Raw genomic sequence first — 26681 nt, forward strand, 5'->3', positions numbered from 1 at the left:
GGCGCCCGCTCATCATCGGGTCCGTACTTGTCGCGCTCGCCGTCATCGTCGGGGCTACCGTGCTGCTGTATCAGGGCGGAGACACACAGGACGAAGCCCAGCCCCCGTCCGGCGACAAGCCGACGGCTTCTTCGGCGCCGGGAACTGTCCAAGCGACGGAAATGTTCCGGGTGCCACCGCCCACCGTGGACGAGGGCGACATGGTGTCCGCGAAGGGGAGTTGGCTGACCGATGACCACTACGTGTCAGGTGCCCCCGACGCGCTGAAGGCCTATCACGCCGATACCGGAAAGCCCGCCTGGACAGTCCCCCTCTCAGGAAATATCTGCCAAGCCTCACGTGACGTCACCCATGACGGAAAGGTCGCTGTCGTCTTCGCGGCGGCAAAAGCGCCGCGAAGCCTGTGCACGCAGATCGCGGTTGTCGACATCACCGAGGGCAGGAAGCTGTGGCAGCGCCCCCTTCCCCAGGATGCCTACCTCGGGCTGGGACTCAGCGTCGCCATCTCGGAGGACATAGCCGCCGCCGGGTGGCCGGGCGGGTCTGCCGGCTACCGGATCAGCACCGCGAAGCGCCTGTGGGACGCGCCGCCGCGAGGCTGTGGGGGAGAGGAGCACCTTGGACGCCGGCAGCTCCTCACCATGATCGGGTGCAGCACGGCGAGCGGTCCTCAATTCCGTGTGGAACGACGCAGTCCGGAAACAGGGGAGGCGACGTGGAAGTACACACTCCCCGGAGGCATTGTCTCAGCGTGGATTGTCTCGGCGGACCCGCTCGTCTTCGCCGTGCGGACGAACGAAGAAGCCCTGGACGCCGACCGGCTCCTGACGGTTTCGTCCGACGGCACGGTGCAGGCGACGATAGACATCGGCGATGATTACGTGTCCGGCTGCGACGCGGACAACGGCGTGTGCGGTGCCATCACGACAACCGCCGATACGATCTATATCGCGAGTGACCCCCACAGCTTCTACAAGGGCAACGCGATTTCCGCCTTCGATATCCGGACGGGGAAGCGTAAGTGGACATCCGCTGCCCCGGACAAGCGCACCGTGATTCCGATCCACGCGGAAGGCGAGAGTGCTATCGCCTACATGAAGTCCAGAGGCTCGAAGGGCAGTACGGTGCTACGTCTCGATCCTGAGACCGGAAAGCAGACCACGCTCATGCAGATGCCGTTCGGCTTCGACAGGGCGGACGCGGAGTCCTCGCTGGTGAGCGATGACATGAAGAATCCGGCTCACTACCGGGACGGACTGGTGTTCTTCCATGACGGCGGGAATCATTTCAAGGACCTCGTGGGCAGCGTCATGACCCTCGGCTACCGGAGAGAGTAAGCAAGCAGCCGGCGAAAAGGGGCAGTTGACCGGTGCCATGGACTGGTCGGTCTTCGGCCGAAGGACCCGGCGTCCTGGCGAATCGAGCAGCTGTCCCACGCCGGGACGCGGTGGGCGTGAAAAGGGTATCGGTCAGGCGACCAGCAGGGCCATGTCCCAGTCGGTCGTGGTGCGGCCGTCCGCGTAGGCGTCGAGGGCGAGGGCGGTGCCGGCGGCGCCTTCCAGGAACGCGGGGACGTCGGTGCCCTGGGGGGCGCTGGTGAGGGTGGCCCGGAACCCGAACCGGTACTCGGGGCGGAAGTGGGCGAGAGTGCGGGCCGCCATGTCGTCGACGAGGTCGGTCAGACGCTTGTCGCCGATGGTCTCGTTCAGGACGGCGAGCAGGTGCATCATCCCGCCCCACCCGTGGCACACGTTGGGGTTGTCGATGCTCCAACTGTCCGGATCGGTGGTCAGGAACGGCAGCAGGGAGCGGTGGGCCAGTCCGCGCCACCCGGCGTGGTCGAGTGCGAGCCCCGCGAGCTGTACCGCGCGGGAGATCCCCGGGGCGCCGTAGCACCAGGAGGGGCGCTGGCGCGGCGGCGGGATGTCCGGCCCGGCCGCCCAGCGTTCGAGGGTCAGATGCGGAGGCCAGAGCGGCCCGCCCTCGCTCTCGTACGTCCAGTACTGGAGGAGGCCGACCAGTCGCTCGATGGCCTCGCGCTGCCCGTCGACGACCGCGCCCTGCTGCCAGGCCAGCGAGAGCAGGGCGAGCGGCCCCGCCACTCCGTGCGAGAGCCCGAGGTTCAGGTGCCCGTCGGGCATCTCGACCTCCTGCCCCAGCTTGGGCGCTGCCCATGTCCACCAGCGGGGCACTTGATGGCCCCGGTGGGTGATCTCGCCGTGCGCCATCTGTGTCAGGTAGGTGAGGACGAGCCGCAGCTCCTCCTCGCACTGCTCCCGGCGCGCCAGCAGGTAGCGGCCGATGCCGCTCATGCCGCGGACCACCTCGAACTCGCCGTTGGTCGGCGACGGGGTGTCACGGACTTCGGGAAGCGCACGGCGGACCAGGCCGCGCTGATGGTCGTCGAGCCGGCCGAGAGCGGAACGGTAGCCGCCGGTGGCGCGGTGGGCGATGAGGACGGCGAAGGCGACGGCGCCCGGGCCGGTGTAGATGCCGCCCGGGACGTGGGCGGTGGCGGCCGTGGCCCGCATCGCCCGGACGAGGTAGGCGTGCGCTCGCGCGGCGTCATCGGGGCCGGGCGTGCCGCGGCCGGTGAACGCCAGGGACACTCCCGGATAGCCACTGGAGAGGGCCAGGTCCTGCCAGAGGGGTTCGCGCAGGCTGATGTGCGAGGCGTCGCCCGGAATACGGGTGTCGGCGGCGGTGGCCTCCGGGTCGGCGAGCCGGTCGAAGACCTGCGCGGCGACGTCCCGGGCCTCGTCCGCGTAACGCGGGGCGGTCATCCGGTCTCCTCCCTGTCCTGGGCGTGGGCCAGACGGCCCAGGTGGTCGCGGGCCACACCGCGCAGTACGGCGTAGCCGGTGTCCTCGCCGGTCCTGTCGATACCGAGAAGGCGGTTGTGCTGCATGTGCAGCAGCGCCATAACGGCTTCGGCGTGCTGTTCGGTGCCGGGCGCCCGTCCCCCGTCGGACAGCAGCAGCGCACCGTATTTCCCGGTCTCCGGAGTGCTGCTCCACAGGGCCGCGAGGGGGGCGCCCAGTACGGGGGCCGCGCTCTGGGCGGTACGTCCGGGCACGATCAGCGACGTGGCCCGCTCCTGGTACTTCCGGTAGGCCGTATGGGCGGGCCCCTTGGGCAGAGCGCGGCTGATCCAGGCCGGCCAGTCCCAGTCGCCGAGTGATTCCAGCAACAGCGCGTGGTTGACGGCCGCGAGGACGGGGGCGGGCAGGGCCAGAGCGCCCCGCGCCCGCATTCCGAGCTGGGCCAGTGCCGACTGGCTGTCGACGCAGAACATCCGCTCCGCGTGGGCGAGCGCGTCGGGCCCGCCGTAGCGGTCGGTTTCGGGCCGGTAGGTGTCGAGGACCATGCCCTTGATCAGCCCTGTCTCCTGCCAGTGCCGGCTCACCGCGGCGAGCCGGGGCAAGGCCGTGGTCCGCAGGGCTTCGGCCTCGCCGTGCAGACGAAGGCGGATGTGGGGCTCGGGATCGCGGTAGCGGATGTAGTGCCAGCTGCGCAGGTTGTCCGCGACCTCGCGCACGAGCGTGGGGAGGCCGGCGTGCAGCAACTCCTCGTGCGTGTCCTGAGCCCCGTAGAACTTGGCGTAGAGCCATTCCTCACCCGGCAGGTGCTGAACGGTGTGGTTCGTGGGCCGGTGTGTGAGCACCGGGCGGCGCGGTCGGCGGGCGGTCTCGCCCTCGGTCGACCGGCGCCGGCCCGGCGGGGTGGACCGGGCGAGCGGAATGACGACTTCGGCGCCGTGTCCGCCGGACCAGCCCAGTTCGCGTCCGCCGTCCGTGAGATCCTCCATGATCGCCAGGGAGCCGCCGCCGCGGACTTCCTGGCGGAACACCTCCCGGCGCCAGGGGTCCGTGAGGTCCACCCGGTACATCCGGTCCCACCTGGCGAGGTTCACCTCGTCGGGTACGCGGTAGCGCGCCCGCCACGCCGCGACCGCCTCCTCCCACCCGGACGTGCCGTCCGCCGCCTCGCGCAGGTGCCGGTCGGGCACCCAGCGCCGGGGGAAGATCGTGACGCGGCCGTACGTCACACGGGGGAGGTAGGGCAGTCCCTCCAGCCCGCACCAGTTCCAGCCCGTCCATGTCCTGGCTCTGCCGGAGACGAGTTCCACCAGCAGCCGGGCGACCGGCGGCGCCTCCCGGTCGAGAGCGAGCATGTGCGGCACGACGGGCAGGACCTCACGCCCGTCGTCCGGCAGTGTCAGCCGTAGTCCGAAAGGACCCGGTGTGACGAGGAGCTGCCGCCAGTCCAGGGTGCCGGGCGCGCTCCGGTCGGCGTACACGCCCACCGGTATCCGGTGCGGCAGCAGGCGCGGGACCTGGGCCATGTTGAGCCCGCGCACCGTGTTCGGCCGGTACACCACCTGGGCCGGGACCGTCCCGGCGTCGCCAAGACCGGCCAGGAGCGAGGCCAGTTCGTCTTCCATCCCGACGAGTTCGGCGAACCGTCCGACGGTCGCCCCGGCGACCCAGGAACCCGGGTACGGCGGGGACAGGAGCCGGAAGTCGCCGCGGTCGATGGCCTGTTCGCTCTCGGCCAGCAGGTGGAAACACAGCTCCAGCGACCTGGGCGGAGGGAGGGTCGCGTCGGTCGTCCGGCCGGCGGCCAGCCGGTCGACGAGGCTTGGGGTGAGACGGACCTCGTCGTCACCGCTCAGCAGCGCCTCCTGCACCAGGTCGTGTGTGAGCAGACGGCGTTCCTTGGGCAGCTGCTCCGGTTCCTGGTGCCCCGTGGACTCTCCGTCGGCGCGCTCGCCGTAGCCGGGCGGGAAGCCGATGCCCCGGTGCCGGTCGACGAGTTGGCCCAGCGGGACCACGCCGCCGGTGCCGTACGCCTCCAGGAACCGGTCCCGGTACGTACGCATGTGAGTGTGGGTCTGCCAGTCCCCGGAGAGCTCCCACATGGCGGAGGCGTAGCGGGCGGCCTCTTCGGTCACCACCCGCGAGATCCGCAGGTCGGCGTCCATGCGCAGATCGACGTGGACGGGCGGCCTGGCAGCGGTGCCCTCGGGGTCGGTCAGCCGCATGAGCCCGCGCCACGCCGCGCGGCCCTCGCCGGGCTTCGCCGCGGCGTAGGCGGCCAGCGCCGCACGGATGGAACGGAGTTCCGCCCCCGCGCCTGGCACGGGGGCGATCGCCGCCGCGATGCGGTCGTACAGCGCTTCGTCCAGGTCCTGTGGGGTGATGGAGGTCAGCAGGAAGCCGTGCCGTACGAGTTGGGACAGCGCGGCGTCGACCCGGCCGGGGGTGAGGCGGGGGAACGACGCGGACGCCTGCTCCAGGAGCTCGGTGTAGCCGACGGGCCGGGTCGTCCGCTCGCACACCCAGGTCACCAGGGCCGTATCGCGGACGGAGGCTTCGCTTCCGTTGCCGGGGACGACGCGCCGCTCGCCCCGCGTTCGGCACAGGTCGTTCAGCACCACATCGACGCCGCGGCGTACCTCGGGCAGTTCGAGCCATTCGGTGACGCGCCGCGTCAGCCAGGCTGCGTCCGGCCGTACCGTCTTCTCGCCGGGGCCGGACAGTGTCACCCGCGTGGTGTCCGCCGCCCGGGCGGGTGCGACACCGGCGAAGAGCCCGAAGGGCGTCGGCCTGGTCTCGGCTCGCAGTGCGTACCGGGAGAGGGCGAGCGCTGTACGGCGCAGCCGCTTGGCCCCGAGGTCGGCCCCCGCGTCGAGCCGGTCGAGATAGCCGGCGAGGCTGCCGCTGGCGACATGCAACGCCTCGCGCAACAGCGGGTCGGCGGCGGCTTCGCGTATCCGCGCGGCCGAGTCGCCGAGGGGAGGTCCACCCGGTCGGGTCCGGGGCATCGCCGTGATCCGTACGAACAGACAGTCCTGCGGTGTGTAGTGATCATCGCGCACGTGTTCCGGCTCCCCCTTGGATCCCCTCGATCCCCTCGATCCCGAGAACTGGCACGGCCCGCGTGGGGCGGGGTACTGGCCCCGCCCCACGCGGGCGCGATGGATCGCTTACCAGCAACAGAGGTTGCAGGGCGACCCGAACGTGCTTGGCGAGGTGGCGCCACCGGATGCGAACGCGGGGCCCTCGCCCTCGGTCTCCGAAATCTGGATGTCGAGGTCCAGCTCGGCGAGGTCGGTGGTGTCTTCCAGCAGAAGGTTGGTGCTCATGAGACTCCTCCCGTTCATTGACTCGCCGACGTCGGTCGGACGCCGGCGAAACGTGCGGTCCTGTTCGAACCAGTCAGGAGCATATGCATGGCGAATGCCAAACACCACGTGCGGGCTGGCAAGTTGACCGAAACGGGCGTTCCCTCACGCCGGAACGGAGACGCTTCCCATGGCTCCACTCCCTGTGCGATGAACGGGCATCCCCGCGTGAAGGAAGTGCTTCCCGAGGTTCCGTCCCCACGGCGACTTCACGCCATGATCACAAAGGCCACAGCGCGGACCGGACATTGCGGTGTCACCTTCCCCCACCCTCACGGAACCTCACACCCGCGGCGCGACGACACACCTCCCGTGCTCACACCGAACGCGGCGAAAGCGACGAAAATCCCCTCATGGACACCACGCAGAAGGTCGCCGTCGTCACGGGAGCCTACGGCTCCTTCAACGTAACGCGCAGCGTGATCGGCGCGATGCTCTCCCGCGACGGCGGCGGGCACATCGTGAACATCTCCACCAGCCTGGTGGACAACGCGGATGCCCGGGTGACCGGGGCGCTCGCGTCCCTGACCAGGGACGCCCACGAACCTCATCAGGTCGCCGCCCACTCAGTGTGTTGGTGAAGCGCCTGGCGGGCGGCTGGTACATCGCCCACTACCAGGTCTCCCTGCTGCCCTGACCCCACAGCCGGACTCCGAAGAATCCCGAACCGCGCCTGCGCTGAACCGACATACGCCGACCACACGACCGGCGGTCAGCCTGTGCGACACGGTCACGCGAGGATCCGCAGCAGCCGCTTCGCCAACACCGCGGCGGAAGCGGGATTCTGCCCGGTGATGAGGTTTCCGTCCTCCACCAGGTACGGTTTCCAGGTCTCGCCGCGGCTGTACTCGACGCCGACCTTGTCCTTCAGTTCGTCCTCCAGCAGCCACGTCGCCCTGGAGGCCAACCCCACACCCTCCTCCTCCTCGTTGGCGAAGCCCGTGACTTTGCGGCCCTTGAAAGGCGACTCACCGTGAATTCTGGTGGCCAGCATCGCGGCGGGGGCGTGACATACGATCGCGAGCGGCTTGCCCGAGGCGAGCTGCGCCGTCAGCAGTCGGCCCGCGTCGGCATCGAACGCCAGGTCCGCCATCGGACCGTGCCCGCCCGGCAGATAGACCGCGTCGTAGTCTTCGAGGCGGACGTCCGACAGCTTGAGCGGCCGCCGCATCACCTCCGCGTCACGGATGATGGCCTCCAGTTCAAGGGCTCCCTGTTCTCCGCCTGCCATTGACGGGCGGAGACTCATCATGTCGACGTTCGGGGTCACGCCGCCGGGTGTCGCGACCACGACGTCATGGCCGGCGTCCGTGATCGCCTTGTACGGGTTCGCGAACTCCTCAGCCCAGTAACCTGTCGCGTATCTGGTTCCGTCTTTGAGCACCCAGTACGTCGCTCCGCTCACTATGAAAAGCACCTTCGCCATCGCACATCTCCCCACGGCGAATTCGAGGAAATCGCCTCATTCCACCCTAGGCACACGTTCGACCAGGCGCATGCGGACGGCCGCCCGACCGCTGGCCCGCCGCCCGGCTCCGTACCCTGCCGACCCGCCGACCTGTCGGCTGGTCCTCAACGCGGACGATTTCATCTCATGGTCCCGGGTCCCCGCGAGCACGTTGAAGAGCTTCGCGAGCCGGTGAGTACCGTTCCGGCAGCGATGTGTCGCTCCTGTGGCGCAGAAGGCGGAAGTCTGCCGGGAACAGGACGGGGCAAACGCTGCCGGACGTCAACTCCCGTTCTCGGGCGGCTCCTTGTGTCCGCGGTGACGGGGTCAGCTGAGCCAGTCGTGGTCGCGTGCGTATCGTGCGGCTTCGTGGCGGGTGCGGGTCTGGGTTTTTTGCATCGCGTGGGAGAGGTAGTTGCGGACGGTGCCTTCTGCGAGGTGGAGCTGAGTGGCGATCTCGGCGGCCGAGTAGCCTTCGCTGGTTGCTCGTAGGACGTCGATCTCACGGTCGGTGAGGGGGCAGTCGTCGACGACTGCGAGGGCGGAGACGTCGGGGTCGATCCATCGTTTGCCTTGGTGCAGGGTTTTGATGACCGATGTGATGTGGGCGGGTTCGGCGGATTTGCTGACGAAGCCCTGGACTCCGAGTTTGAGGGCTTTGCGGAGTACTCCGGGCCGGGCGTGGCGGGTCAGCATGAGGATGGTCTGGTGTGGCAGGGCGCGGCGGATCGCGGTGACGGCGTCGAGTCCGTCCATATGAGGCATTTCGAGGTCGATGACGAGGACATCGGGTTTGTGGTGCAGTGTGGCCTGTACGGCTGCTTCCCCATCGGCGGCTTCGGCGAGCACGGTGATTTCGCCTTCGAGGGGGAGCAGTGATGCCAGTGCTTTGCGCAGGAGAGCTTCGTCGTCGGCCAGCACGACAGTGGTCATCGGTGGTCCTTCCGCGTTTTCGGGGGAGCGTCGGGACGCGGGTGGGGCAGTGTCGCGGCTGTCAGGAAACGGCCGTGTTTCTGTTCCACTGTGAGCTCGCCTCCGCCGTCGGCTACTCGTTCCCTGAGGGTGGCGAGTCCGCTGAGCTGGGGAAGGGGGCCTTCCTGCGCGCCGTCGTTGACGATGGTGATGCCCGTTTTCGAGAGAGTGATCCGTACTTGCTCGGCCTGTGCGTGCCGCAGGATGTTGGTCGTGGTCTCGCGGAGGACCTGGCCGAGGAGCTCGCCCGCGTGGGTGTCGACGTCGGCTTCTCGGTCGACGCGTACGTGGATGCCCGCGGCTTCGAAGAGGTTCTTCGCGTTCTCCAGCTCCGCGGAGAGGTTGAGCCGTCGCTGTGCGTAAGCGAGTTCCTTGGTCTGGGTAATGGTGTCGGAGACCAGGGCGTGAATCTCGCGCAGCTCTTCCTCGGCTCGCTGGGTGTCGCTGTGCACCAGTTTCTGGGCCAGGGCCGTCTTCAGCTTCACCACATGGAGCGTGTGGCCCTGGATGTCGTGCAGATCACTGGCGAACCGTATCCGTTCACGGATGACGGCCAGTTCCGCTTCGCGATCTCGTGACTCCTCCAGCTCGGTGACGAGATCGTAGAAGCGCTTGTTGGGGAACATGAGTCCGGTCAGCACCGCTGTGAGGCCCGCGGGAACAATGACATAGCCGATCAGAACGCCGGAGACACTTTCCTGTGTTACCAGCAGTCTTGCCGCTCCCGTCGCGGCGACGAAGGCGGTCAGCGCCAGGGCTGCCGCGCCTCGGTGGCGCGGCAGCCGGGATACGGCGAGGGGGCCCACGAGGCCGATGCCGAAGAACGCCGACCTGCTGTCGGCCACCAGTGCTCCGAAAGGCCACACCGCCGCGGTGATGACCAGACAAGGCAGTGCGACGCGGGAGATGTCGCCGGCCGCCCACCGTACGAAGGCTACGAGGGCCGCCACCACACCCAGACTCAGAACGGCGACGTCCCACCAGGTCCGGGATTGGGTCGCCACCACCATCACGCCGCCGAGAGCGATCGGCGGGAGCAGCATGGTGAGGTTCAGTCTGCGCAGCCGTGCCTGTGTCGGCTCGGTGTCCTCGGGCATCGTGTGTGCCGCTGTCCGGGCCGGCCTCACCGGTCCGGACCGGGCAGCCGGGCCGTCCGGCCGGGCAGTGGGACGGCCGGAGCGCTCGCCGTGGTGCCGTCCGCGGCCGTCCGCGTCAGCCACTGGCTGCTCTCTCCCGGGGACTCCATGCCGTCGGCGGGAGGAACGGGGGGCTGGTGTCCATGTGCGGCTCTCCGGGATCGAACAGCAGAGTCTGGCCCCAGTATTCTTCCGGCTCCGCGCCACCGCCAGTGACACCATGTCATGGCTTCACGCGAAGAATGTCATGGTGAGGTCATGACATGGTCGCACTGCCCGGCGGGTGTGGCGGCTGCTGAGATCAATGCCATGTCCTCGACACCAATCATCGACGTTGAACGTCTGAGCGTCACCTACGGCGACTTCCCCGCCGTGAAGGACCTCTCTTTTCAGGTGGAGCGGGGGGAGTTCTACGCGCTGCTCGGCACGAACGGGGCAGGGAAGACCTCGACCCTGGAGATCATCGGAGGTCACCGTCCGCCCACTTCGGGCACCGTGCGGGTCTTCGGACAGAGCCCGCGCGACCGGCGCGCCGTGCGGCCCAGGATGGGCATCATGTTGCAGGAGAGCGGGTTCTCCCCGGATCTGACCGTGAAGGAATCGGTCCGGCTGATCGGGAAACTCACCCAGCGTACGGACCGGGTCGAACGCGTTCTCGGCATCGTCGGCCTCACGCACAAGGCCCGCACCAAGGTGTCCCAGCTCTCCGGTGGCGAGAAACGACGTCTGGACTTCGCCACCGCCGTGTACGGAGCGCCGGAGCTGATCTTCCTGGACGAGCCCACCACCGGCCTGGACATCCAGGCCCGGGACGATCTGTGGGACGCCGTGGACAAGCTGCGTGAAGACGGATCCACCATCGTGCTCACCACGCACTACCTGGAAGAGGCGCAGCAGCGTGCCGACCGCATCGGGATCATGCACAGGGGCACCTTCCACCGGGAAGGGACCGTCTCCGAACTGACGCGGACCCTGCCGGCCACTGTCCACTTCTCCCTGTCGGCCGGCGCACCGGAGCTACCGCTGCCGGCCACGCGCGAGAGTGACGGGACGTTCCTCATCGAGACCTTCAGCCTGCAGAAGGACCTGTCCACCTTGCTCCGCTGGGCGGAGAGTCACGCGGTGCAGCTGCGAGAACTCCAGGCGGGACCGACCCGGCTCGACGACGTCTTCCGCTCCATCGGCAGCGACTGAGGGCTGTCTCGTAGCCCGCTCCCGTAGCTCAATTCCGTAGCCACTTCCGGAACTTTCCCAGAACAAGGACCTCCGCCATGCTCTCGATCGCTCTCAGCGAGCTGATCCAAATCTTCAGGAACAGGCTGGTGCTGGTCACCAGTTTCATTATGCCCGTGGCAGTCTGCGCGGTCTTCATCCGCCAGCACGAAGTCTTCGCGGCCGTGGGCAGCCTCGGATACATCGCGGCGGTAGTGGTGTTCACCGTGGGGGCGTTCGGGCTCTACACCACCACGGTGACCACCCTGGCCTCCCGTCGGCAGAACCTCTTCCTCAAGCGGCTGCGTTCCACCGCGGCCAGTGACACCGGCATTCTCTCCGGGCTGCTGCTCCCGGTCACCGTCATCTCGCTGGTCCAGGTGGCCGTGATCCTGGCCGTGCTGGGCACGGTCACGGGCGAGCCGGCCAGCATCGTCCTCCTGGCGGCGGCGGTCCTCTCGACGGTGATCATGATGCTCGGGCTGGGTCTGGCCACCGCGGGACTGACGAACTCTCCCGAGCACGCCCAGGTGACCACGCTGCCCGTCAGTATCGGCACCATCGCCGTGGCCAGCTGGGTGGGGATCTCCGGCACCGAGGAGCTCACCCTGCTCAAACGGCTGCTTCCCGGCGGCTCGGCCACCGAACTCGTCGTCAACGCCTGGAACGGCGGCGTTGCCGTCACGGACTCCCTGATGCTGCTCGCCCCCACGCTGAGCTGGGTCGTCGTCGCCGTCGCGCTGGCCTCCCGGCTCTTCCGCTGGGAACCGCGCCGGTGACGACACTCGAACGGGTCACCTCCAGGCGCAGGTGATGTGGCCGCCACATGGCAGGCCACAGCCGTTTGAGTGCGCCGTGGCGGCACGGTTTCTCGTGTGTGCTCAGCTTGACGTTTGATGTCCGGCCGTTTCTACGCCGGATTCCAGCGATGCGCGCATCGCGTGGATCCCTCGCCGGCAGACGTCAACGGTGATCGGTTCCGGGTTGTTGGGGGCTGTAGCTGTGCTGACCGGCGTGGAGGCTGACACAAACGGGCGTGGCGATGATTTCCGCGCGGGCCGCCGGTCGTTGTGGGGGAGAGGAAAGGAGATCCGCCATGTCAACACAGGGACCCGCGAAGCGGCCCACGACCGAGCTCGACGCCCGCTATAGCTCCGCGCTCAATCCACGCCCGGGTGCCGCGGACGTCACCGCCACCGAGTGGGCCGAGGCCCAGCGGCAGTTGGAGGCGGCCGAGATCTTCTGGGTGTCCACGGTGCGATCCGACGGCCGGCTGCACGTCACTCCCGTGATCGTCACCTGGCACGACGGGGTGCTGTACTTCTCCACCGGCGCGGGGGAGCAGAAGGCGAGGAACCTCGCCCATGATGGGCACTGCGCGCTGACCACCGGGGGAAACTCGCTGACCGAAGGGCTCGACCTCGTGGTTGAGGGCAAGGCGGAGCCTGTTGCGGATCCGGCGGTGCTGGAAGAGGTGATCGCGGCGTACGAGGCGAAGTACGGGTCGCACATCACCTCGCCCGAGGGCACCTTCCACGGGATCGGGGATGCGTTCCGGAAGGGGGACGTGGTGGTGTTCGCGGTGGCCCCGGCCACCGCGTACGGTTTCGGTCGGGACGCCGGGGTTTACACCCATACGCGGTGGACGTTTTGAGTAACAGGACCCAGGCCAAGAGTGGCCCGTCTATGCGTGAGGAGACCAAGGTCTCCTCGCCCACGTCAGTCTTCGTCCGCACTGGACAGAGCTTCGGTGATCAAACGGGTGGCGAAGTCGGGGTCGTCGGTGACGCGGTTGATGTAGTCCGCGAGCAGGAAGGCGGTGACTTCCAGGGGAGTCATCTCGTCCTTGGTCCAGTCCCCATACTGTTTGCGCCACAGGCTGGGGCTCAGATCGGTGCCCGCGGCGACGAGTAGGCCGGCCATGGTGGGGATAGCCTCGGGGCGGACACTCTTGGGCATCATGCGCATCGTGGCCACGAGGTTGGGCACCACGTACTCGATGACGTCCTTGTCGTGATCCTCGTGGGCCATCCGCAGCCACTTCATGAACATGAAGATGAGCGTGCACGCGCCGTCCAGCACGGCATTCGCTCCCTCGGGGCCCAGAGACGCGGTGAACTGGTCGATCAGCGCCTGCTGTTCGGGGTCGGTCTTGGTCTTGCCGTCGTAGACGCCTTTGAGCCGAGAGTCGATCATCAAGAGTGCTGCGCCCACATCGCCGGCGGGAGCGTGCTGGGGGTCGCAGGGCGATGACACAGAAATTCCTCCTCAGGCGACCGCGGCGGGTAGCGCGGTGTGTCCGTAGGGTAGTCCGCCGACGAGACGGGGATCTGACGAATCCCTGTGAAGGGGCAGGCACTCGGAACGGCCGCAGCCACCGGTTTTCGAACGCGGCGACGCCCCTTCAGAGGGTGGCGGTCTTCCCGTGCCGGGCAGGCGGCAGGTTGACGTTGGTCAGCTGCCGGTAGGTGTCGTAGTCGTCGCGCCGTCTGAGTGGCAGCGTGCGCCACCGCGCAACGGACAACCGCCTCCTGGCTGTCCGCGCCCTTCCATCGCAGGGGCGCGGCGAGGATGCGCGGGGTCGCGGCTCCGAGTGGTCCCGGTAACCGTTGGCGGGGTCGGGGCCGGCCGGGCTCAGATCCGTTTCACGATCATCTTGCCGGTGTTTCCGCCGCGCAGCATGGACAGGAACGCCTCCACGATCCGCCCGAAGTCCTCCACGACCGTCTCGTCCGGGGCCAGCCGTCCGCTGCGCAGATGTGGCACGGCGAACTCGTACAACTCCTCCTGCAGATTGCGGTGGTTGCTCACCAGAAAGCCCTCCATCCGGATGCTCTTCTCCACGATGTCAGCGTGGTTGAACCGCACGGGCGGCGCGTCCGGGGTGTTGTACTGGCCGACGGTGCCGACCCGTACCACCCGGCCGCGCTCGCGCAGCGCGCCGATCGCGGCGCCCAGGTGTTCGCCTCCGACGTTGTCGACGTACACGTCGATTCCGGACGGTGCTGCCTTCGCCAGGAGGCCGGCCACAGGTCCCGCGTGGTAGTCGAACGCATCGTCGTAGCCGACCCGTTCCTTCAGATACGTCACCTTCGCCGGGGTGCCCGCGCTGCCGACGAGTCGGCCGGCGCCCATCAGCCGGGCGAGCCGCCCGGTGGCCGTACCGACGCCACCGGCCGCCGCCGAGACGAACAGGTCTTCGCCCTCGCGCAGTTGAGCGATTCTGGTGAGTGCGACGTACGCGGTGAGGCCGGTGCCGCCGAGGATACTCAGGTACGCGGAGAGGGGCACACCCTCGTGGTGCGGGAGGCGTCTCGCCTCGTCGGGGCGTACGACGGAGTGGGTGCGCCAGCCGTGCCGGTGGAAGACGATCTCCCCCTCCGGGAGCGCCGAGTCGCGGGAGTCGATCACACGGCCGAGGGTGCGCCCCTCCAGCGGGGTGTTCAGCTCGAAGTCGCCGTCCATCATCTCGCGGTGGTAGGGGTCGACGGACCAGTAAAGGTTCTCCACGAGGGCCGTGCCGGGGGCGGGCTCGGGGATGGTCGACTCGACGAAGCGGAAGTGGTGTGGGGCGGGGAAGCCGGTCGGACGGGCGATCTGGTGCACGGTGAGCGCGGCAGTGGCGGTGGATGCGTCCATGGACGTGACCGTAGGCGGGAATGCGACGGCCGGGCAGAAGGTTGCGTTCATGGAACGACCGCATCCATGAAGCGTCCTCATACACGCAGGCAGGAGCCCCCCCCCGTGACAACGACCGCGCCGCACCGCGCGAGCGTGACCGTGCCGAGGTCCGCGCCCGCTGGGGACCTCTCGCCACAGGAACTGCGGACTCTTGTGGCCGTCGCCGCCGAGGGCGGCTTCTCGGCGGCGGCCGGCACGCTCGGCATGACGCAGTCCGCGGTCTCCCACTCGGTGCGCGGCATCGAACGCAAGCTGGGCGTCGTGCTCTTCGACCGCGGCCGGCACGGGGCGCGTCCCACGGCTGCGGGCACCCGGGCTGTGGCGCACGCGCGGCGGGTGCTGCGGATGCTGGACACGCTCGCCGCGGAGGCGCGCGGGGTCGGAGCGGGCACGAACGGTGGCGACACCGTCGCCGGGCCGCTGCGTATCGCCGCCTTCCGCGGCGCGGCCCTGCATCTGCTGCCGCTCGCGCTGGAACGGCTGGCCGCGCGGCACCCCGGAATCGAACCGACGGTAAGGGTGGTGAGGGAAGTCGGCCCCGGCACGGCGGGGGAGGTGGCCGAGGGGCGTGCGGACGTGGGGATCGCAACCATTGGCACGAGCTCGCCGGTGCCGCCGGGGCTGATCGGGGACGTACTCCTGGAGGAGCCGTACGCCCTGGTGCACCCGGCCGGCCATCCGGACCCGCGCTCGCTGCCGCTGGTCGACTGGGCCGAGAACTGCTCGTCGTACACCCGGACCTGGTGGGCTGACCAGGACTGGATCCCATGTGCGACGGTCCGGGCCGAGGACGATGGCGCGGTGCTCTCGATCGTGAGCAGTGGACTCGGCATGGCGATCATGCCCGCGCTTTCGCTGACGAGCGCACCGCTCACCATCGAGACCACCGATCTCGGCCCTGACCGGCCCACCCGCTCCGTCGGCTACGTCACCACGCCCGAGTTGGCGACCACGCTCGCGGTCCGCGCACTGATCAGGGAGCTGCGGGCGGTGCGTTCGCGGACGAGCTGAGCCTGCCGTGTGTCCGCCGGTGTCGAAACATGACTCGGACTTGGTCCTTCACCTGGGCGCTCGCCGGACGCGCGGGGGCGGGCGCGGCCTGATCATGTGATCCGGGGGCGTTCCGGACGAGTCGGGGGAGAAGGACTCGGATCTGTCGCGGGGCATGGCGTCCGCGCCGCTCGCGACGTTCTCCAGTGGCGTTCCAGAGACCTTCCCCACCCGACAACCATCACGCCGCGGCGAGATACCAAAGACGCGACGGGTCGGTATCGCAGTTGTAGATGACGGTGGGCGTGTTGTTCAGGACACCTCCGCCCGCCGGGCTGAGGCACTTGCCGCTGTTGTAGTTCACGAGGTGGTACCGGTAATTACCCTTATCGACGAAGTACCAGAGCCGCGACGGATCGTTGTCGCAGTTGTAGATGACGGTCTGGGCGTTGTTGTCCGAACGGCCGCCCTCGGGTGTAAGGCACTTGCCGCTGTTGAGGTTCAGGATCTGGTAGATGTTGTTGCCCTTGTTCACCAGGTACCAGACGCGTGACGGGTCGGTGTCGCAGTTGAAGATGACATTGACGGCGTTGTTGTCCGAACGGCCGCCCTCCGGAGTAAGGCACTTGCCGCTCTTGTTGTTCACGAGAAAGAGGTCGCCCAATGCCGCGGCCGCTCGTGACGATGCCGTCGTTGAGGGCGACACCTGCGCCCCCGCCGGCGCCGGGCTCGATGCCGAGGCGCCCGGTGCCGAGAGGACGCTGCCGCCGATCGCGGCCAGAGTTGCCGCGACCAGCCCCGCTGCCTTGAAGTGAATTTTCGCCATTGTCTGCTTTCCTTTCCGATTGCGGATAATTGAATGCAGGCGGGCATCCTTGATCGTCGGGGCCGTGTACCCGGCGAAGCGCGACAGGTCGACATCCTGTCGGCGCGTGCCTGGATATCGGTCCGGAATCGATTCTCGGGTGCCGCGCAAGGCGCTGTGGAACTTACCGTTGAGGCAGAGTCATGTCGTGAGTAGCCTGGTACTCAGACCCTCCGTATGATGTCGGACCTGGTGTGCGGGGCCGATCCGTGCAGAAGGGCTGTCGATGAATGGCCGAAATGACCGTCCGGCTTCGTCGGAACATTTGGGACATGAGGCAGGTTCATCTCCTCGCTCCTGGCCGCTGACAGGTCGGGACGAAATATTGAGCGAGTTGATATCGCGGCTGGAGCACTCCGACCGGCCCTGCCTGCTGATCACGGGTCCGGCGGGTGTGGGCAAGACGCGGCTGGCGCGCGAACTGCTCTCCAGGACAGACGCCTTCCAGGGGCAGGTGACGGCGGCACCGGCTACCGAGAGCACCGCACAGATTCCGTTCGGGGCCCTGGCACACCTGCTCCCCGCAACGTGGCCCAGCGTCAACGGTCGCCCCAACCTGCTGCGGGTCCTTGCCGACGCGCTGCTCGCCGATGCTGATGGTGGACAGCGAATCCTGCTGGTCGACGACGCGCATCTACTCGACGAAGGCTCGGCCGCCCTGCTGCTGCACCTGGCCGTACGCGGCGGCACCCAGATCGTTCTCACCGCACGCTCCGGAGTGGCGATGCCCGATGCGATCGAGGCTTTGGTACGCGGAGACTACGCCGTCAGAGTCGATCTTCGGCCACTCGATCCCGATTCCGTCAGGCACCTGTTGGAACGGACGCTGCGCGGTCAGGTGCAGAGCACGACCGTGCGTCGGCTCTGGGAGTGCAGCAGCGGCAATGTGCTCTGGTTGCAGCAACTCGTCGATGCCGGACTCGCCTTCGGGGCACTGGCGGTCGTCGAGGAGGTGTGGTGCTGGCAAGGACCGTTCCAACTCAGTACGCGACTGGTCGATGTGGTGGGTCAGCGCATGGGACAGCTCCCCGCGGCGGTGCAACGTGCCGTCGGATTACTTGCCTTCGGGGAGCCGCTGGGCGTGCCGGTCCTCGAAGGACTCACCAGCGCGGCCGTGATGGACGAACTCGACCGTCGCAACCTCGTCGTCAGCGAGGGGGACGGCCGGCGCGTACACCTCCGGCTGGCTCATCCTCTCTACGGTGAGGTCCTGCGCGGGCAAACGCCGCCCCACCGGCGCCGGCGGTACTGCCAGGAGCTCGCAGCGGCGGTCCAGCGGACAGGCCTGCGGCGGCGTGAGGACCTTGCCCGCGTCGGCGGCTGGCTGCTGGAAGCCGGTGATCTCAGCGATCCGCGGTTGCTCCTCTCCGCGGCCGATCACGCCGTCCTGACGATGGACTTCACCCTGGCGGCGCGATTGGCCCAGGCAGCCTGCGACGCCGGTGGTGGAGCGCCGGCCCGGCGGACACTGGCCGACACGCTCGGCTACGCCGGGCACGGTGTGCGAGCGGAGCAGGTCCACAGCGACCTGCCGCAGACCCTCACGTCCAGCCGCGGTCATCTGCAGTCGGTGCAACTGCGCGCCGCCAATATGTACCTGTCCCTCGACCGGCCCGCTGACGCACTGGAATTGCTGCGCCGTACCGAACAGGCGATGACCGATGACGCCGCACGAGCGGAGCTGGCCGCGCTGCAGGCCATCCTGCTCGCGGTGCACGCCGACTGGCCGGCGTACGCACAGGCCGTCACCCGCGCCCGGGGTTGTGCGCCGTCGAGCCCCCGGACAGCGCTCCGGATACGATACGCGGAGTGCGTTGACCACTTCTGTCACGGACGGACCGTTGCGGCACGGCAGTTGATCGAATCCGAGTTATCGGCGACCTCCGGCGATGACGACATACCGATGGTGCGTGCCGGCCTCATGGGCTGGCTGTGCATCATCCAGGCATTCTCAGGGCGATTGGGCGAAGCCGAAGCAACCGCCGTTGACCAGTGCCGGCAGGCTCAGGACTCCGGTTGGATCGGTCAGCTGGGTGCCTGGCAGTTCTTCCTGGGCAGAGTCGCCGCCCGCCAGGGGCGTCTGAAATCCGCTCAACGATACATGCGGGAAGCGGCTTCCACGCTGCGCGACGACAGCACCTGGGGTCAGCAGGCGTTGGTCCTCGGGGAGTGGGCCACCATCGAGGCGCTGATCGGCAACGCCGACAGGGCGAAGTCACTGCTCGACCAGGCGCATCTGGCCCGCGTGGAGTCCTACCGCGTATTCCACATTCCGGCCTTCCAGATGGCCCAGCCGTGGATCCTGGCGACCCAGGGCCGGGGCCGTGACGCCGCGCGGCAGGCGATACGCGCGGCGGACGACGCCCGGCAGCAGCAGTCCCCGCTCTGGGAGGCGGAGCTGTTGCACCTTCCGATACGCCTCGGCCGGCCCGCAGCCGTATCCGGCCGACTCGCCGAACTCGCCGCCGCCTCGGACGCCCCGCATATCAGCGTCTACGCCGAGCACGCCGCCGCGATCGCCGCCCGCGACGCCTCCGGTGTGGAGCGGGTCAGTACCGCGTTCGAGGCCGCCGGTATGCACCTGCACGCCGCGGAGGCGGCGGCTCACGCTGCGCTCCTGTGGTCGCGCGGTTCAAACGGGACGCGCGCCCAGCAGGTCGCCGACCGCTGCCATCAACTCGCGCAGCGCTGCGAGGGCGTCACAACACCGGCCGTCCTCGCCTGCTGGACCCCCGAACTGACCGATCGCGAACGCGACATCGCACGCCTCGCCGCCATCGGCCACAGCAGCCAACGCATCGCCGGGCAACTCGGCATCACCGTACGCACCGTTGACAACCACCTGTACCGGGTCTACCGCAAGACCGGTGTGAGTGGCAGGAGTGAACTGCGGAAGGTTCTCTCCATCGGTCTTCCGGACTCTCCCAAGGAGCTCTGACTCTCCACCGCCGCAGGTGCGCTCTGTTGGGGTCGACGAGAGGGGTGAGTCTCCTCGTCGGTCGACAGCGGCACCGTGTCCCGCGGCGGATGGCGTACCCGGCCTCCGGGGGCCGGCGCGGCCCGGCCAATGCTGTGACCGACCCGACCGCATAGGTTCATCGGGTTGTCCGCGCGGTTGGATGCGCGGTGACGTCCGTACCAACCGCCGGTGCGCGCGGGCACCCTACTGTGTGACGGCACCGTCCTCCATCCGACCGCGAAACCGACCGGATTACCGTGTGGAAGGCACCCTGGATTCCGGTTGTCATCTTCGGCCCGGCTGACCGTTCCACCGCCGCGCCGGTACGGGCCGGCGGTCAGGCAGCGTTGCCACCACGGGCCCCGTCGCGGTACTCGGTGGGGCGGACGCCGAGGGTGCGTTTGAAGGCGACGCTCAGGGCGTACGAGCTGGAATAGCCGACCTGACGTGCCACGGCTGCAACGGTGGCGTCGGTGCTCGCCAACAGGTCCGCGGCCCGGCAGATGCGCCACTCCGCCAGATAGGCCATCGGCGGGCGGTCGACGAGACGGGTGAAGCGCTGCGCGAAGGCGGCCCGTGACACCCCGGCGCGCGCGGCCAGCCGGGCCACCGTCCACGGGCGCGCCGGAGCCTCGTGGATGGCCCGGAGGGCCCGGCCGACCACTGGGTCACTGTGCGCCCGGTACCACGCGGGGGCGTCGGTCGTAGGGAGCTTGAACCACTCGCGCAGGCTGGAGACGACCAGGAGATCGAGCAGCCGGTCGAGGATGACGTCGCGTCCGGGGGCGTCCTCGCCGATCTCGGCGGAGATCATGTCCAGGGTGGGGCAACGGCCGGGCAGTGCGGGAATCCGGGCGACCCGCGGCAGTGAGTCGAGCACCCGCTGTCCGAGCCGGCCATGGACCTGGTAGGCGACCTTGAGCAGCACTGTGGATTCGCCGGGGTGACCAGCGGGGCGGCACATGGGCAGCTCCCCGTCGATCGGGTCCCCGTCGGGCGCCGTACAGGAACCGGACGCACCGAGCACGGCCATGGGCGCCGTGTGCGGCGCGTCGGCGACGGTGAAGGGATCGGGGCCGATCACGAGGACCACATCCCCCGTGCGCAACGGGACGGCATCACCGTGCTCCGGCACCGCCCATGCCTCGCCGCTGAGCATGGTCAACAGGGTCAGTGGCACGGCCTCCGTGAATCGCAGCGACCACGGAGCGCTGACGACCGTCTGGTCGAACAGCGCTCCGGAGGGGCGAATGTCCTGCAACAGGCTCGACAAGGTGTCTCCCATGCCAGCAGCTTAAAGGCTCTCCGACGGATCAGGCATGGACGCACGAACATCGAATCCAGACACTCGACCATCGCCCGTCCAGCCGTCCGGCGGTTGACTGGCCAACATGTCTACGTCACACACGACTTCAGATTCAGTTTCAGACTCAGTTTCAGTTTCAGTTTCAGAGAGTCATGCCGCATCGAGTTCGGCGTCACCGATCCTGGTCACCGGCGGCACAGGCAAAACGGGTCGCCGTGTGGCCGCCCTGCTGGAACGGCATGGCCTGCCCGTGCGGATCGCCTCCCGCTCGGGTCCGGTGCGGTTCGACTGGGCGGACGAGTCGACCTGGAGGCCCGCCCTGACGGGCGTTCGCGGTGTCTACCTGGTCGACTCGCAGACCGATCGCGCCGCCGCCGAGGTGCGCGCCTTCACCATGGTCGCCGCCGAACTCGGTGTGGAACGCATCGTCCTGCTGTCGGCCCGGGTCTGGGCCGAGGCGGGCGACCCGACCGGGCTCGCCACCGAGGCCGCGGTGCGGGAGGCCGCCGCGGACTGGACGATCCTGCGGCCCTCCTGGTTCGCGCAGAACTTCGCCGAGGAACCGCTCATCGCCGATGCGATCGGCCGGGGGAACCTACGTCTTCCGACCGGCGAGGGACGCGAACCGTTCGTCGACGCCGAGGACATCGCGGAAGTGGCGGTCGCCGCGCTGACCGGCGACGGCCACGCGGGGGAGACCTATGAGCTGTCAGGACCGCGGGCGCTGACGTGGGGCGAGGCCACCGCGGAGATCGCCCGCGCGACCGGCCGCACCATCCGCTTCACACCGGTCGACGACGAGCGGTATCGCGCCGAACTCGCGGCGTCCGGCAGCCCGGACGACTACGCCGAGGTCACCTCGGCCCTGTATGCCCATATTCGACACGGGCGCGGTGCGGCGCTGTCCGACGGAGTGCGCCGCGCTCTCGGCCGCGAACCGTCCGACTTCTCCGACTACGCCCAGCGCCTCGCCCCCGGCTTCGCCCGGCACCTCGCGGAGTCGGCCGATGCCTAGCCGTATCCGCGTCCGCCGCCCCTGGCTCAGCCTGGCCGTACTCCTGCTGCCGACCCTGCTCATGACCGTCGATCTGGGGGTGCTGTGGCTGGCGACGCCCCCGCTGGCCGCCGATCTCGGGGCGTCCAGCACCGAACTGCTGTGGATCAACGACGCGTACGGCTTCGCCATCGCCTCCTCGCTGGTCCTGGCGGGCAACCTCGGTGACCGCTACGGACACCGCCGGCTCCTGCTGCTCGGCATCGTGGTCTTCACACTCGCCTCGCTGCTGGCCGCCTACGCCCCCGACCCGGGCGTACTGATCGCGGCCCGGGCGATCCTCGGCGCGGCGGGCGCGGCCATCCTCCCGGCGACCCTGTCGCTCATCAGTCAGATGTTCACCGACCCGATGCGACGGGGGCGAGCCATCGCCCTGTGGGTCACGGCCCTGTCGAGCGGCATCGCCATCGGGCCTGTGGTCAGCGGAGTCATGCTGGAGCACTTCTGGTGGGGCTCGGTGTTCCTGGTCGCCGTGCCCGTCATGCTGGCCGTACTGGTCGCCGTGTCGCTGCTGGTGCCCGGACACGCCAACTCCGGGGCAGCACAACTCGATTGGGTCGCCGCACCGCTGCTCCTGCTGACGCTGCTCCCGATCGTCTACGGGATCAAGAGCCTGGGCGAGCACGGTCTCACCCCGACGGCCTTCGCGGCGTCGGCTGTCGGACTGGCCTTCGGAGTGCTCTTCTTCCGCCGTCAACGCAGCGTCAGGGCACCCCTGTTGGACGTGCGGCTGTTCGCCGACCGCACCTTCACCTCCGCCTTGGTGCTGATGTTCCTCGGCCTGGCCGCGATGAACGGCGTGGAGTACCTGATGCCGCAGTACCTCCAACTCGTCACCGGCCTGTCCCCGATCCAGGTCGGACTGCTCATGGTGCTCCCCGCCGTCGGCCTGGCCACCGGATCCCAGTTGACCCCCGCGCTGGTCCGTCGGGTGCGGCCCGCCTACGTGATCGCCGCGGGCGCGGCACTGGCTGCCGTGGCCTTTGCCGTGCTGGCCACGCTCCCCGCAGACGATTCCGGGGCGGCCCGGGCGGCCGGCGCGGCGACCGTCATGATGCTGGGCCTGGCCCCGATCACCGTGCTGGGCACCGGCATCGCCGCCTCGGCCGCCCCGCCGGGCAGGACCGGCCAAGCCACCTCGGCCGGGCAGACCGCCTACGAACTCGGCCTCGCCTTCGGTATCGCCGCCACCGGCAGCGTGACGGCCACGGTGTACCGGGACCAGGTGCATGCCGATGCCCCGGCGGGTGTGCCCGCCGACGTGGTGGCCCACTCGGCCGACAGCGTCGCTGGTGGTCTGGCCGTAGCCGAACGACTCCCCGGCACGCTGGGCGAGTCGATGGCCGCGGCGGTGCACGCCGCGTTCACGTCCGGGCTGCACGCCGCCGCGATCGCCGGCGGCGCCCTGTCCGTCGTCCTGCTCGCGCTCGCGCTGCTGCTCCTGCGGCGCATCGCGCGCACCGACGACCGGGTGCCGGAAACAGAACGACAGCGGCCGACTGTCCGCAGCGAGACCGCGACCAAGGCCTGATCCACCGGACAGGCTCAGGGCCCGGGCGTAATGCCCTGCGGTGGTGGTGACTTGCTTGGCATTGGCCTTGGTGGCAGTGTCCGTTCCGATGCTTGATGTGACAGCCGGGACTGGTTCGGAGGAGTGACGCGAACATAGCGGAGGGGATTCCCAAGCCGATGGCGGTCACACCGGCTGGAGTGGCGCGAGCTCGGGTCGAGACCGCGCTGAGCTTCCCAGCTCCGCTGGTGGCGCTGTGGAAGATGAGGGACGGCCTGCTCACCGAACCCGGTGTAGCCGTGTACTCGGCTGAGTGCATCGGCGAACGCAACACCACCTACGAAGTCGCGCAGTACGCACCGGGGTTCGTCCTCATCGGCGACGACAGCGGTGGCCGCGGGTTCCTCCTGCGTACCGACGATCCTGGCTCCGCCGTATTCTCCTCGGATCTGGGCGATCTGGATCCTGCGGACTTCGAGGTCGAGTCCGTGGACTTCGCGTCCTGGATCGAATCGCTCTCCGACCCCTTCGATTGACGAAGGACGCCTTCGGGTTCGCGAGCACCCACGAGCCGGACGCCCTGGCCAAGAAGCTCCCCCAACGGGCCTGGCAGAAGCTGTCCGCCGGAGCCGGAGCCGGAGCCGGAGCCGGAGGGCAACGCCTCTCGACTGGGCCCACATCGCCCTGCCCGACACCGCCTCCGGCCACCGCCCCCCGCTCATCCGCCGCAACCGCACCACCGGCGAACCTGCCTACTACCACCGCCACTCACCCCAGCCGCTGCCGGTCGGTGTGGCACGCTGACGTACGAACATCTCTACCCGCACTGACCGGGAGGTCCTGACATGACCAGCAAGTTCACCGAGCTTGCGATCGACTGTGCCGATCCCCACGGTCTTGCCCGGTTCTGGTGCTCGGTCCTGGACTACGAAGTGCAGGACGAAGGCGACGGAATTGTCACCATTGGCTCCCCCGTGGTGCCTGAAGGCAAGAATCGCCTTGGCCCAGTGCCACCGACGTTGACCTTTGCACCCGTCCCCGAGGGCAAGACCGCCAAAAACAGGTTCCACATCGACGTCAACCCAACCGACAGGGAGCAGGACGAAGAGGTCCGTCGCCTGCTCGACCTGGGTGCCCGATACGCCGACGTCGGCCAAGGCGATGTGAGCTGGGTCGTACTCGCCGACCCAGAGGGGAACGAGTTCTGCGTCCTTGCGGGCCGCCGCCCCTGATCGGTGGCCGTACACCGCGCCAGACCTACTTCCGGTCGCCTACCCACACTCACGCGAACACAACGAGGAGCCCTTCCGAAGATGGAGAATCCCGCCCCGAGCAAGATCGGACTCTCCCAACCGCTCGACTCATGACAGCGTCGCGAACCGGCACTGCCTGACCAGGTGAGGGAGCCACGAGTGGGGCACCCGAACCGCCCTCGAATTCGTGCCGCGTACCGGGATCGCCTGGGAACACCTGCCGCGAGAGCTCGGCAGAAGCGGCAGTAAACAGACGGTCACCGATGGCAACCGCAACGATGTCACCCAGCTCATCCGGCTGCTGCAGGCCGTGCCGCCGGTGCGGGGCAAGCGCGGTCGGCCACGGAGCCGCCCGGACGTGGTGCTGGGCGACCGCGGCTATGACCACGACAAGTACCGCCGCCTGGTCTGGGACCTCGGCGTGAAGCCACTGATCGCCCGCCGCGGCACCGAGCACGGCTCTGGCCTGGGTACCCAGCGCTGGGTCGTAGAGCGCGCCTTCGCCCACCCGCACTGGTTCGGCCGTCTGCGCATCCGCTGGGAGATACGCGACGACATTCACGAAGCCTTCCTCACCCTCGGATGCGCACTCATCTGTTCGCGACGTCTGAAGTCGTTGCGGCAGTAGTCTTCACCGCATGTGAGAGCAGTCGGAATCAGGGTCCTGCGTGAGGGTGATGACGTCGTCGAGCCGGTCGCGCACAGCGAGCAGGTCGGTGATCCGCTGGTCGATGCGGACACGCTCGGCCGCCAGCTGGTCCAGGAGTGCCAAGGGCGCTTGAGCTGCACCCGAGTCCACGCACGGCAGCACCTCGCGGACCACTCTGCTCGGGAGGCCCGCGGCATACAGCTGTTGGATCAGCCGGACTCGGCCGACGGCGGTGTCGGGGTAATGCCGCTGGCCGCCGGGGCTGCGCCACGCCTGAAGCAGACCCTGCTCCTCGTAGTAGCGCATCGCCCGGACGCTCACTCCCGCCTTGCCGGCGACCTCACCGATGCGCACCGGTCCTCCTCTGTTCGGGCGGCCCGCCCGACTTGCACCTGACACTGACGTCAGCTTTTAGCGTAGTGGGCGTCGGCGCCGGCCGGGCAATCACCCCACTGATCTCACGAACGGCCGGTTCAGGCCGTATGGAAAGGCAGAACGTTATGCGCGCAGTCCGTTATCACGAGTACGGCGGTGTGGAGGCCCTGGTGGTCGAGCAGGCGCCGGACCCGCATCCCGGGCCCGGCGAGATCCGCGTCCGCGTCGCGGCGGCCGGTGTCAACCCCGTCGACTGGAAGGTGCGTTCCGGTGCGGTGCAAGAGGTGCTTCCCGTGGACCTGCCCGCGATTCCTGGGCGTGATGCCGTCGGCGTGGTCGACGAGATCGGTGAGGGGGTGCAGGGGGTGAGCATCGGCGACCGTGTCTTCGGGCTGGGCGGCGTCACCGGCGCGACAGCGGAGCTGGCCGTGCTCTCGGCCTGGGCCCACGCCCCCACCACGTGGACCGACGAGGAGGCCGCCGGCGCCGGTCTGGCATCTGTGACCGCGATGGGCGGGCTGAAGGCGCTCGGTCCCCTGCGGGGGCGCACCCTTCTCATCGAGGGCGCCGCCGGAGGCGTAGGCAGTGCCGCGGTGGAGATCGCGGTGGCTCAGGGTGCAACCGTGATCGGGACGGCCAGCGAGCGAAACCACGAGTTCCTTACCTCTCTCGGAGCCGTTCCCACCACCTACGGCACCGGCCTCGCGGAGCGCCTCGCCACCCTGGCTCCGGACGGTGTCGACATCGTGCTCGACACTGCGGCCTCCGGGTCCCTGGCCGATCTCATCGCGCTCGTGGGCGATCCTGCTCGCGTGTCGACGATCGCCGACTACACCAACGCGCATCGCCTGGGTGTGCGTCTGGCCAACGCGGAGAACGACTCCACACTCCTCGCCGAAGCGGGCGAACTCGGCCGGCAAGGCCGCTACACACCGCGCATCGAGCGGACCTACCCGCTCGAACGGATCGCGGAAGCGCACGCATACGCCGAGCGCGGACACACGCGGGGGAAGATTGTGGTCTGCATCTGAGCTTGTCCCACCGCTCGGGGCTTCCCGTGGCTTCGGCCGCGGGAAGCCCGCACC

Annotated in this window: 24 protein-coding genes and 1 pseudogene; 13 read left to right on the top strand and 12 right to left on the bottom strand. The window is 68.8% G+C overall.

Going from position 1 to position 26681, the window contains the following annotated elements:
• Positions 1-59: 59 nt before the first annotated feature.
• Entirely contained in the window at positions 60-1337 is a 1278-nt protein-coding gene (locus ACFRMN_RS09315; RefSeq protein ID WP_383015703.1) for a PQQ-binding-like beta-propeller repeat protein, read from the top strand.
• A 132-nt stretch (positions 1338-1469) separates the two neighbouring features.
• Here the strand turns inward: ACFRMN_RS09315 and ACFRMN_RS09320 are convergent, their stop codons facing one another.
• The 3 genes from ACFRMN_RS09320 to ACFRMN_RS09330 all read right to left on the bottom strand — a co-directional run bounded on the left by ACFRMN_RS09320 (position 1470) and on the right by ACFRMN_RS09330 (position 6148).
• The gene (locus ACFRMN_RS09320; protein WP_383015706.1) at positions 1470-2783 is read right to left on the bottom strand and encodes a lanthionine synthetase C family protein; all 1314 of its coding nucleotides are present in this window, start codon (positions 2781-2783) and stop codon (positions 1470-1472) included.
• Entirely contained in the window at positions 2780-5881 is a 3102-nt protein-coding gene (locus tag ACFRMN_RS09325; RefSeq protein ID WP_383015709.1) for a lantibiotic dehydratase, read from the bottom strand. The genes ACFRMN_RS09320 and ACFRMN_RS09325 overlap by 4 nt, the downstream gene beginning before the upstream one ends.
• 108 nt (positions 5882-5989) lie before the next feature.
• A complete protein-coding gene (locus ACFRMN_RS09330) occupies positions 5990-6148 on the bottom strand; it encodes a hypothetical protein (protein WP_383015712.1) in 159 nt (52 codons plus the stop codon).
• Between the two features lie 392 nt (positions 6149-6540).
• Between ACFRMN_RS09330 and ACFRMN_RS09335 the strand changes: the two genes are divergently transcribed.
• The gene (locus tag ACFRMN_RS09335; protein WP_383015715.1) at positions 6541-6768 is read left to right on the top strand and encodes a hypothetical protein; all 228 of its coding nucleotides are present in this window, start codon (positions 6541-6543) and stop codon (positions 6766-6768) included.
• A gap of 149 nt (positions 6769-6917) precedes the next feature.
• On the opposite strand, the gene ACFRMN_RS09340 is transcribed toward ACFRMN_RS09335, so the two are convergent.
• The 4 genes from ACFRMN_RS09340 to ACFRMN_RS09355 form a co-directional block, all read right to left on the bottom strand.
• A complete protein-coding gene (locus tag ACFRMN_RS09340; protein WP_383015718.1) occupies positions 6918-7613 on the bottom strand; it encodes a type 1 glutamine amidotransferase domain-containing protein in 696 nt (231 codons plus the stop codon).
• A 348-nt stretch (positions 7614-7961) separates the two neighbouring features.
• Positions 7962-8567 carry a DNA-binding response regulator gene (locus ACFRMN_RS09345; protein WP_383015721.1) on the bottom strand — a complete coding sequence of 202 codons (606 nt, stop codon included), beginning with the start codon at positions 8565-8567 and terminating at the stop codon, positions 7962-7964.
• A complete protein-coding gene (locus ACFRMN_RS09350; protein ID WP_383015724.1) occupies positions 8564-9703 on the bottom strand; it encodes a histidine kinase in 1140 nt (379 codons plus the stop codon). Before ACFRMN_RS09350 ends, ACFRMN_RS09345 begins: the two co-directional genes overlap by 4 nt.
• 26 nt (positions 9704-9729) lie before the next feature.
• Entirely contained in the window at positions 9730-9852 is a 123-nt protein-coding gene (locus ACFRMN_RS09355) for a hypothetical protein (protein WP_383015727.1), read from the bottom strand.
• A 199-nt stretch (positions 9853-10051) separates the two neighbouring features.
• Between ACFRMN_RS09355 and ACFRMN_RS09360 the strand changes: the two genes are divergently transcribed.
• From ACFRMN_RS09360 to ACFRMN_RS09370, 3 genes are all read left to right on the top strand, one after another.
• Positions 10052-10936: an ABC transporter ATP-binding protein gene (locus tag ACFRMN_RS09360; RefSeq protein ID WP_383015730.1), complete on the top strand. Its 885-nt coding sequence runs from the start codon at positions 10052-10054 to the stop codon at positions 10934-10936.
• Between the two features lie 77 nt (positions 10937-11013).
• Positions 11014-11733 carry an ABC transporter permease gene (locus tag ACFRMN_RS09365; RefSeq protein ID WP_383015733.1) on the top strand — a complete coding sequence of 240 codons (720 nt, stop codon included), beginning with the start codon at positions 11014-11016 and terminating at the stop codon, positions 11731-11733.
• 317 nt (positions 11734-12050) lie between these two features.
• A complete protein-coding gene (locus ACFRMN_RS09370; protein ID WP_383015736.1) occupies positions 12051-12608 on the top strand; it encodes a pyridoxamine 5'-phosphate oxidase family protein in 558 nt (185 codons plus the stop codon).
• A 65-nt stretch (positions 12609-12673) separates the two neighbouring features.
• Here ACFRMN_RS09370 and ACFRMN_RS09375 read toward each other — a convergent pair whose 3' ends face one another.
• Together ACFRMN_RS09375 and ACFRMN_RS09380 are read right to left on the bottom strand one after the other, a co-directional pair.
• Positions 12674-13210: a hypothetical protein gene (locus ACFRMN_RS09375; protein WP_383015739.1), complete on the bottom strand. Its 537-nt coding sequence runs from the start codon at positions 13208-13210 to the stop codon at positions 12674-12676.
• 378 nt (positions 13211-13588) lie between these two features.
• Complete coding sequence (locus ACFRMN_RS09380; protein ID WP_383015742.1) at positions 13589-14593, bottom strand: NADP-dependent oxidoreductase; 1005 nt, start codon at positions 14591-14593, stop codon at positions 13589-13591.
• Positions 14594-14698: 105 nt separating this feature from the next.
• On the opposite strand from ACFRMN_RS09380, the gene ACFRMN_RS09385 reads away from it, so the two are divergent.
• A complete protein-coding gene (locus ACFRMN_RS09385) occupies positions 14699-15646 on the top strand; it encodes a LysR family transcriptional regulator (RefSeq protein WP_383015745.1) in 948 nt (315 codons plus the stop codon).
• Positions 15647-15866: 220 nt separating this feature from the next.
• Here ACFRMN_RS09385 and ACFRMN_RS09390 read toward each other — a convergent pair whose 3' ends face one another.
• Entirely contained in the window at positions 15867-16601 is a 735-nt protein-coding gene (locus tag ACFRMN_RS09390) for an RICIN domain-containing protein (protein WP_383015747.1), read from the bottom strand.
• 115 nt (positions 16602-16716) lie between these two features.
• On the opposite strand from ACFRMN_RS09390, the gene ACFRMN_RS09395 reads away from it, so the two are divergent.
• Positions 16717-19428 (top strand): AAA family ATPase, encoded by a 2712-nt coding sequence (locus tag ACFRMN_RS09395; RefSeq protein WP_383015750.1) that lies wholly within the window; start codon positions 16717-16719, stop codon positions 19426-19428.
• A gap of 358 nt (positions 19429-19786) precedes the next feature.
• Here ACFRMN_RS09395 and ACFRMN_RS09400 read toward each other — a convergent pair whose 3' ends face one another.
• On the bottom strand, positions 19787-20734 hold the full coding sequence (locus ACFRMN_RS09400) for an AraC family transcriptional regulator (protein ID WP_383015753.1): 948 nt from the start codon (positions 20732-20734) through the stop codon (positions 19787-19789).
• Between the two features lie 106 nt (positions 20735-20840).
• Here ACFRMN_RS09400 and ACFRMN_RS09405 point away from each other — a divergent pair, with 106 nt between their 5' ends.
• From ACFRMN_RS09405 to ACFRMN_RS09425, 5 genes and pseudogenes are all read left to right on the top strand, one after another.
• Positions 20841-21770 (top strand): NAD(P)H-binding protein, encoded by a 930-nt coding sequence (locus ACFRMN_RS09405; RefSeq protein ID WP_383015754.1) that lies wholly within the window; start codon positions 20841-20843, stop codon positions 21768-21770.
• Complete coding sequence (locus ACFRMN_RS09410; RefSeq protein WP_383015757.1) at positions 21763-23340, top strand: MFS transporter; 1578 nt, start codon at positions 21763-21765, stop codon at positions 23338-23340. Before ACFRMN_RS09405 ends, ACFRMN_RS09410 begins: the two co-directional genes overlap by 8 nt.
• Before the next feature lie 179 nt (positions 23341-23519).
• Positions 23520-23855: a hypothetical protein gene (locus ACFRMN_RS09415; protein WP_383015760.1), complete on the top strand. Its 336-nt coding sequence runs from the start codon at positions 23520-23522 to the stop codon at positions 23853-23855.
• Positions 23856-24164: 309 nt separating this feature from the next.
• Complete coding sequence (locus ACFRMN_RS09420) at positions 24165-24551, top strand: VOC family protein (protein WP_383015763.1); 387 nt, start codon at positions 24165-24167, stop codon at positions 24549-24551.
• A gap of 241 nt (positions 24552-24792) precedes the next feature.
• Positions 24793-25200: pseudogene (locus tag ACFRMN_RS09425) on the top strand (transposase); the annotation flags it as partial.
• A 3-nt stretch (positions 25201-25203) separates the two neighbouring features.
• On the opposite strand, the gene ACFRMN_RS09430 reads toward ACFRMN_RS09425, so the two are convergent.
• Entirely contained in the window at positions 25204-25575 is a 372-nt protein-coding gene (locus ACFRMN_RS09430; protein ID WP_383015766.1) for a MerR family transcriptional regulator, read from the bottom strand.
• A 146-nt stretch (positions 25576-25721) separates the two neighbouring features.
• Here ACFRMN_RS09430 and ACFRMN_RS09435 point away from each other — a divergent pair, with 146 nt between their 5' ends.
• Positions 25722-26627, top strand: a complete 906-nt coding sequence (locus ACFRMN_RS09435) for an NADP-dependent oxidoreductase (RefSeq protein ID WP_383015769.1) — start codon at positions 25722-25724, stop codon at positions 26625-26627.
• The last annotated feature ends 54 nt before the right edge of the window (positions 26628-26681 follow it).

The organism is Streptomyces sp. NPDC056835, from assembly GCF_042789485.1.
Lineage (GTDB): Bacteria > Actinomycetota > Actinomycetes > Streptomycetales > Streptomycetaceae > Streptomyces.

Bases quoted from the DNA above. Each gene is read 5' to 3' on its own strand.
- ACFRMN_RS09320 (WP_383015706.1), bottom strand. From the start codon at position 2,783: ATGACCGCCCCGCGTTACGCGGACGAGGCCCGGGACGTCGCCGCGCAG.
- ACFRMN_RS09330 (WP_383015712.1), bottom strand. From the start codon at position 6,148: ATGAGCACCAACCTTCTGCTGGAAGACACCACCGACCTCGCCGAGCTG.
- ACFRMN_RS09335 (WP_383015715.1), top strand. From the start codon at position 6,541: ATGGACACCACGCAGAAGGTCGCCGTCGTCACGGGAGCCTACGGCTCC.
- ACFRMN_RS09340 (WP_383015718.1), bottom strand. From the start codon at position 7,613: ATGGCGAAGGTGCTTTTCATAGTGAGCGGAGCGACGTACTGGGTGCTC.
- ACFRMN_RS09345 (WP_383015721.1), bottom strand. From the start codon at position 8,567: ATGACCACTGTCGTGCTGGCCGACGACGAAGCTCTCCTGCGCAAAGCA.
- ACFRMN_RS09350 (WP_383015724.1), bottom strand. From the start codon at position 9,703: ATGCCCGAGGACACCGAGCCGACACAGGCACGGCTGCGCAGACTGAAC.
- ACFRMN_RS09355 (WP_383015727.1), bottom strand. From the start codon at position 9,852: ATGGAGTCCCCGGGAGAGAGCAGCCAGTGGCTGACGCGGACGGCCGCG.
- ACFRMN_RS09360 (WP_383015730.1), top strand. From the start codon at position 10,052: ATGTCCTCGACACCAATCATCGACGTTGAACGTCTGAGCGTCACCTAC.
- ACFRMN_RS09365 (WP_383015733.1), top strand. From the start codon at position 11,014: ATGCTCTCGATCGCTCTCAGCGAGCTGATCCAAATCTTCAGGAACAGG.
- ACFRMN_RS09370 (WP_383015736.1), top strand. From the start codon at position 12,051: ATGTCAACACAGGGACCCGCGAAGCGGCCCACGACCGAGCTCGACGCC.
- ACFRMN_RS09380 (WP_383015742.1), bottom strand. From the start codon at position 14,593: ATGGACGCATCCACCGCCACTGCCGCGCTCACCGTGCACCAGATCGCC.
- ACFRMN_RS09395 (WP_383015750.1), top strand. From the start codon at position 16,717: ATGAATGGCCGAAATGACCGTCCGGCTTCGTCGGAACATTTGGGACAT.
- ACFRMN_RS09400 (WP_383015753.1), bottom strand. From the start codon at position 20,734: ATGGGAGACACCTTGTCGAGCCTGTTGCAGGACATTCGCCCCTCCGGA.
- ACFRMN_RS09405 (WP_383015754.1), top strand. From the start codon at position 20,841: ATGTCTACGTCACACACGACTTCAGATTCAGTTTCAGACTCAGTTTCA.
- ACFRMN_RS09410 (WP_383015757.1), top strand. From the start codon at position 21,763: ATGCCTAGCCGTATCCGCGTCCGCCGCCCCTGGCTCAGCCTGGCCGTA.
- ACFRMN_RS09420 (WP_383015763.1), top strand. From the start codon at position 24,165: ATGACCAGCAAGTTCACCGAGCTTGCGATCGACTGTGCCGATCCCCAC.
- ACFRMN_RS09435 (WP_383015769.1), top strand. From the start codon at position 25,722: ATGCGCGCAGTCCGTTATCACGAGTACGGCGGTGTGGAGGCCCTGGTG.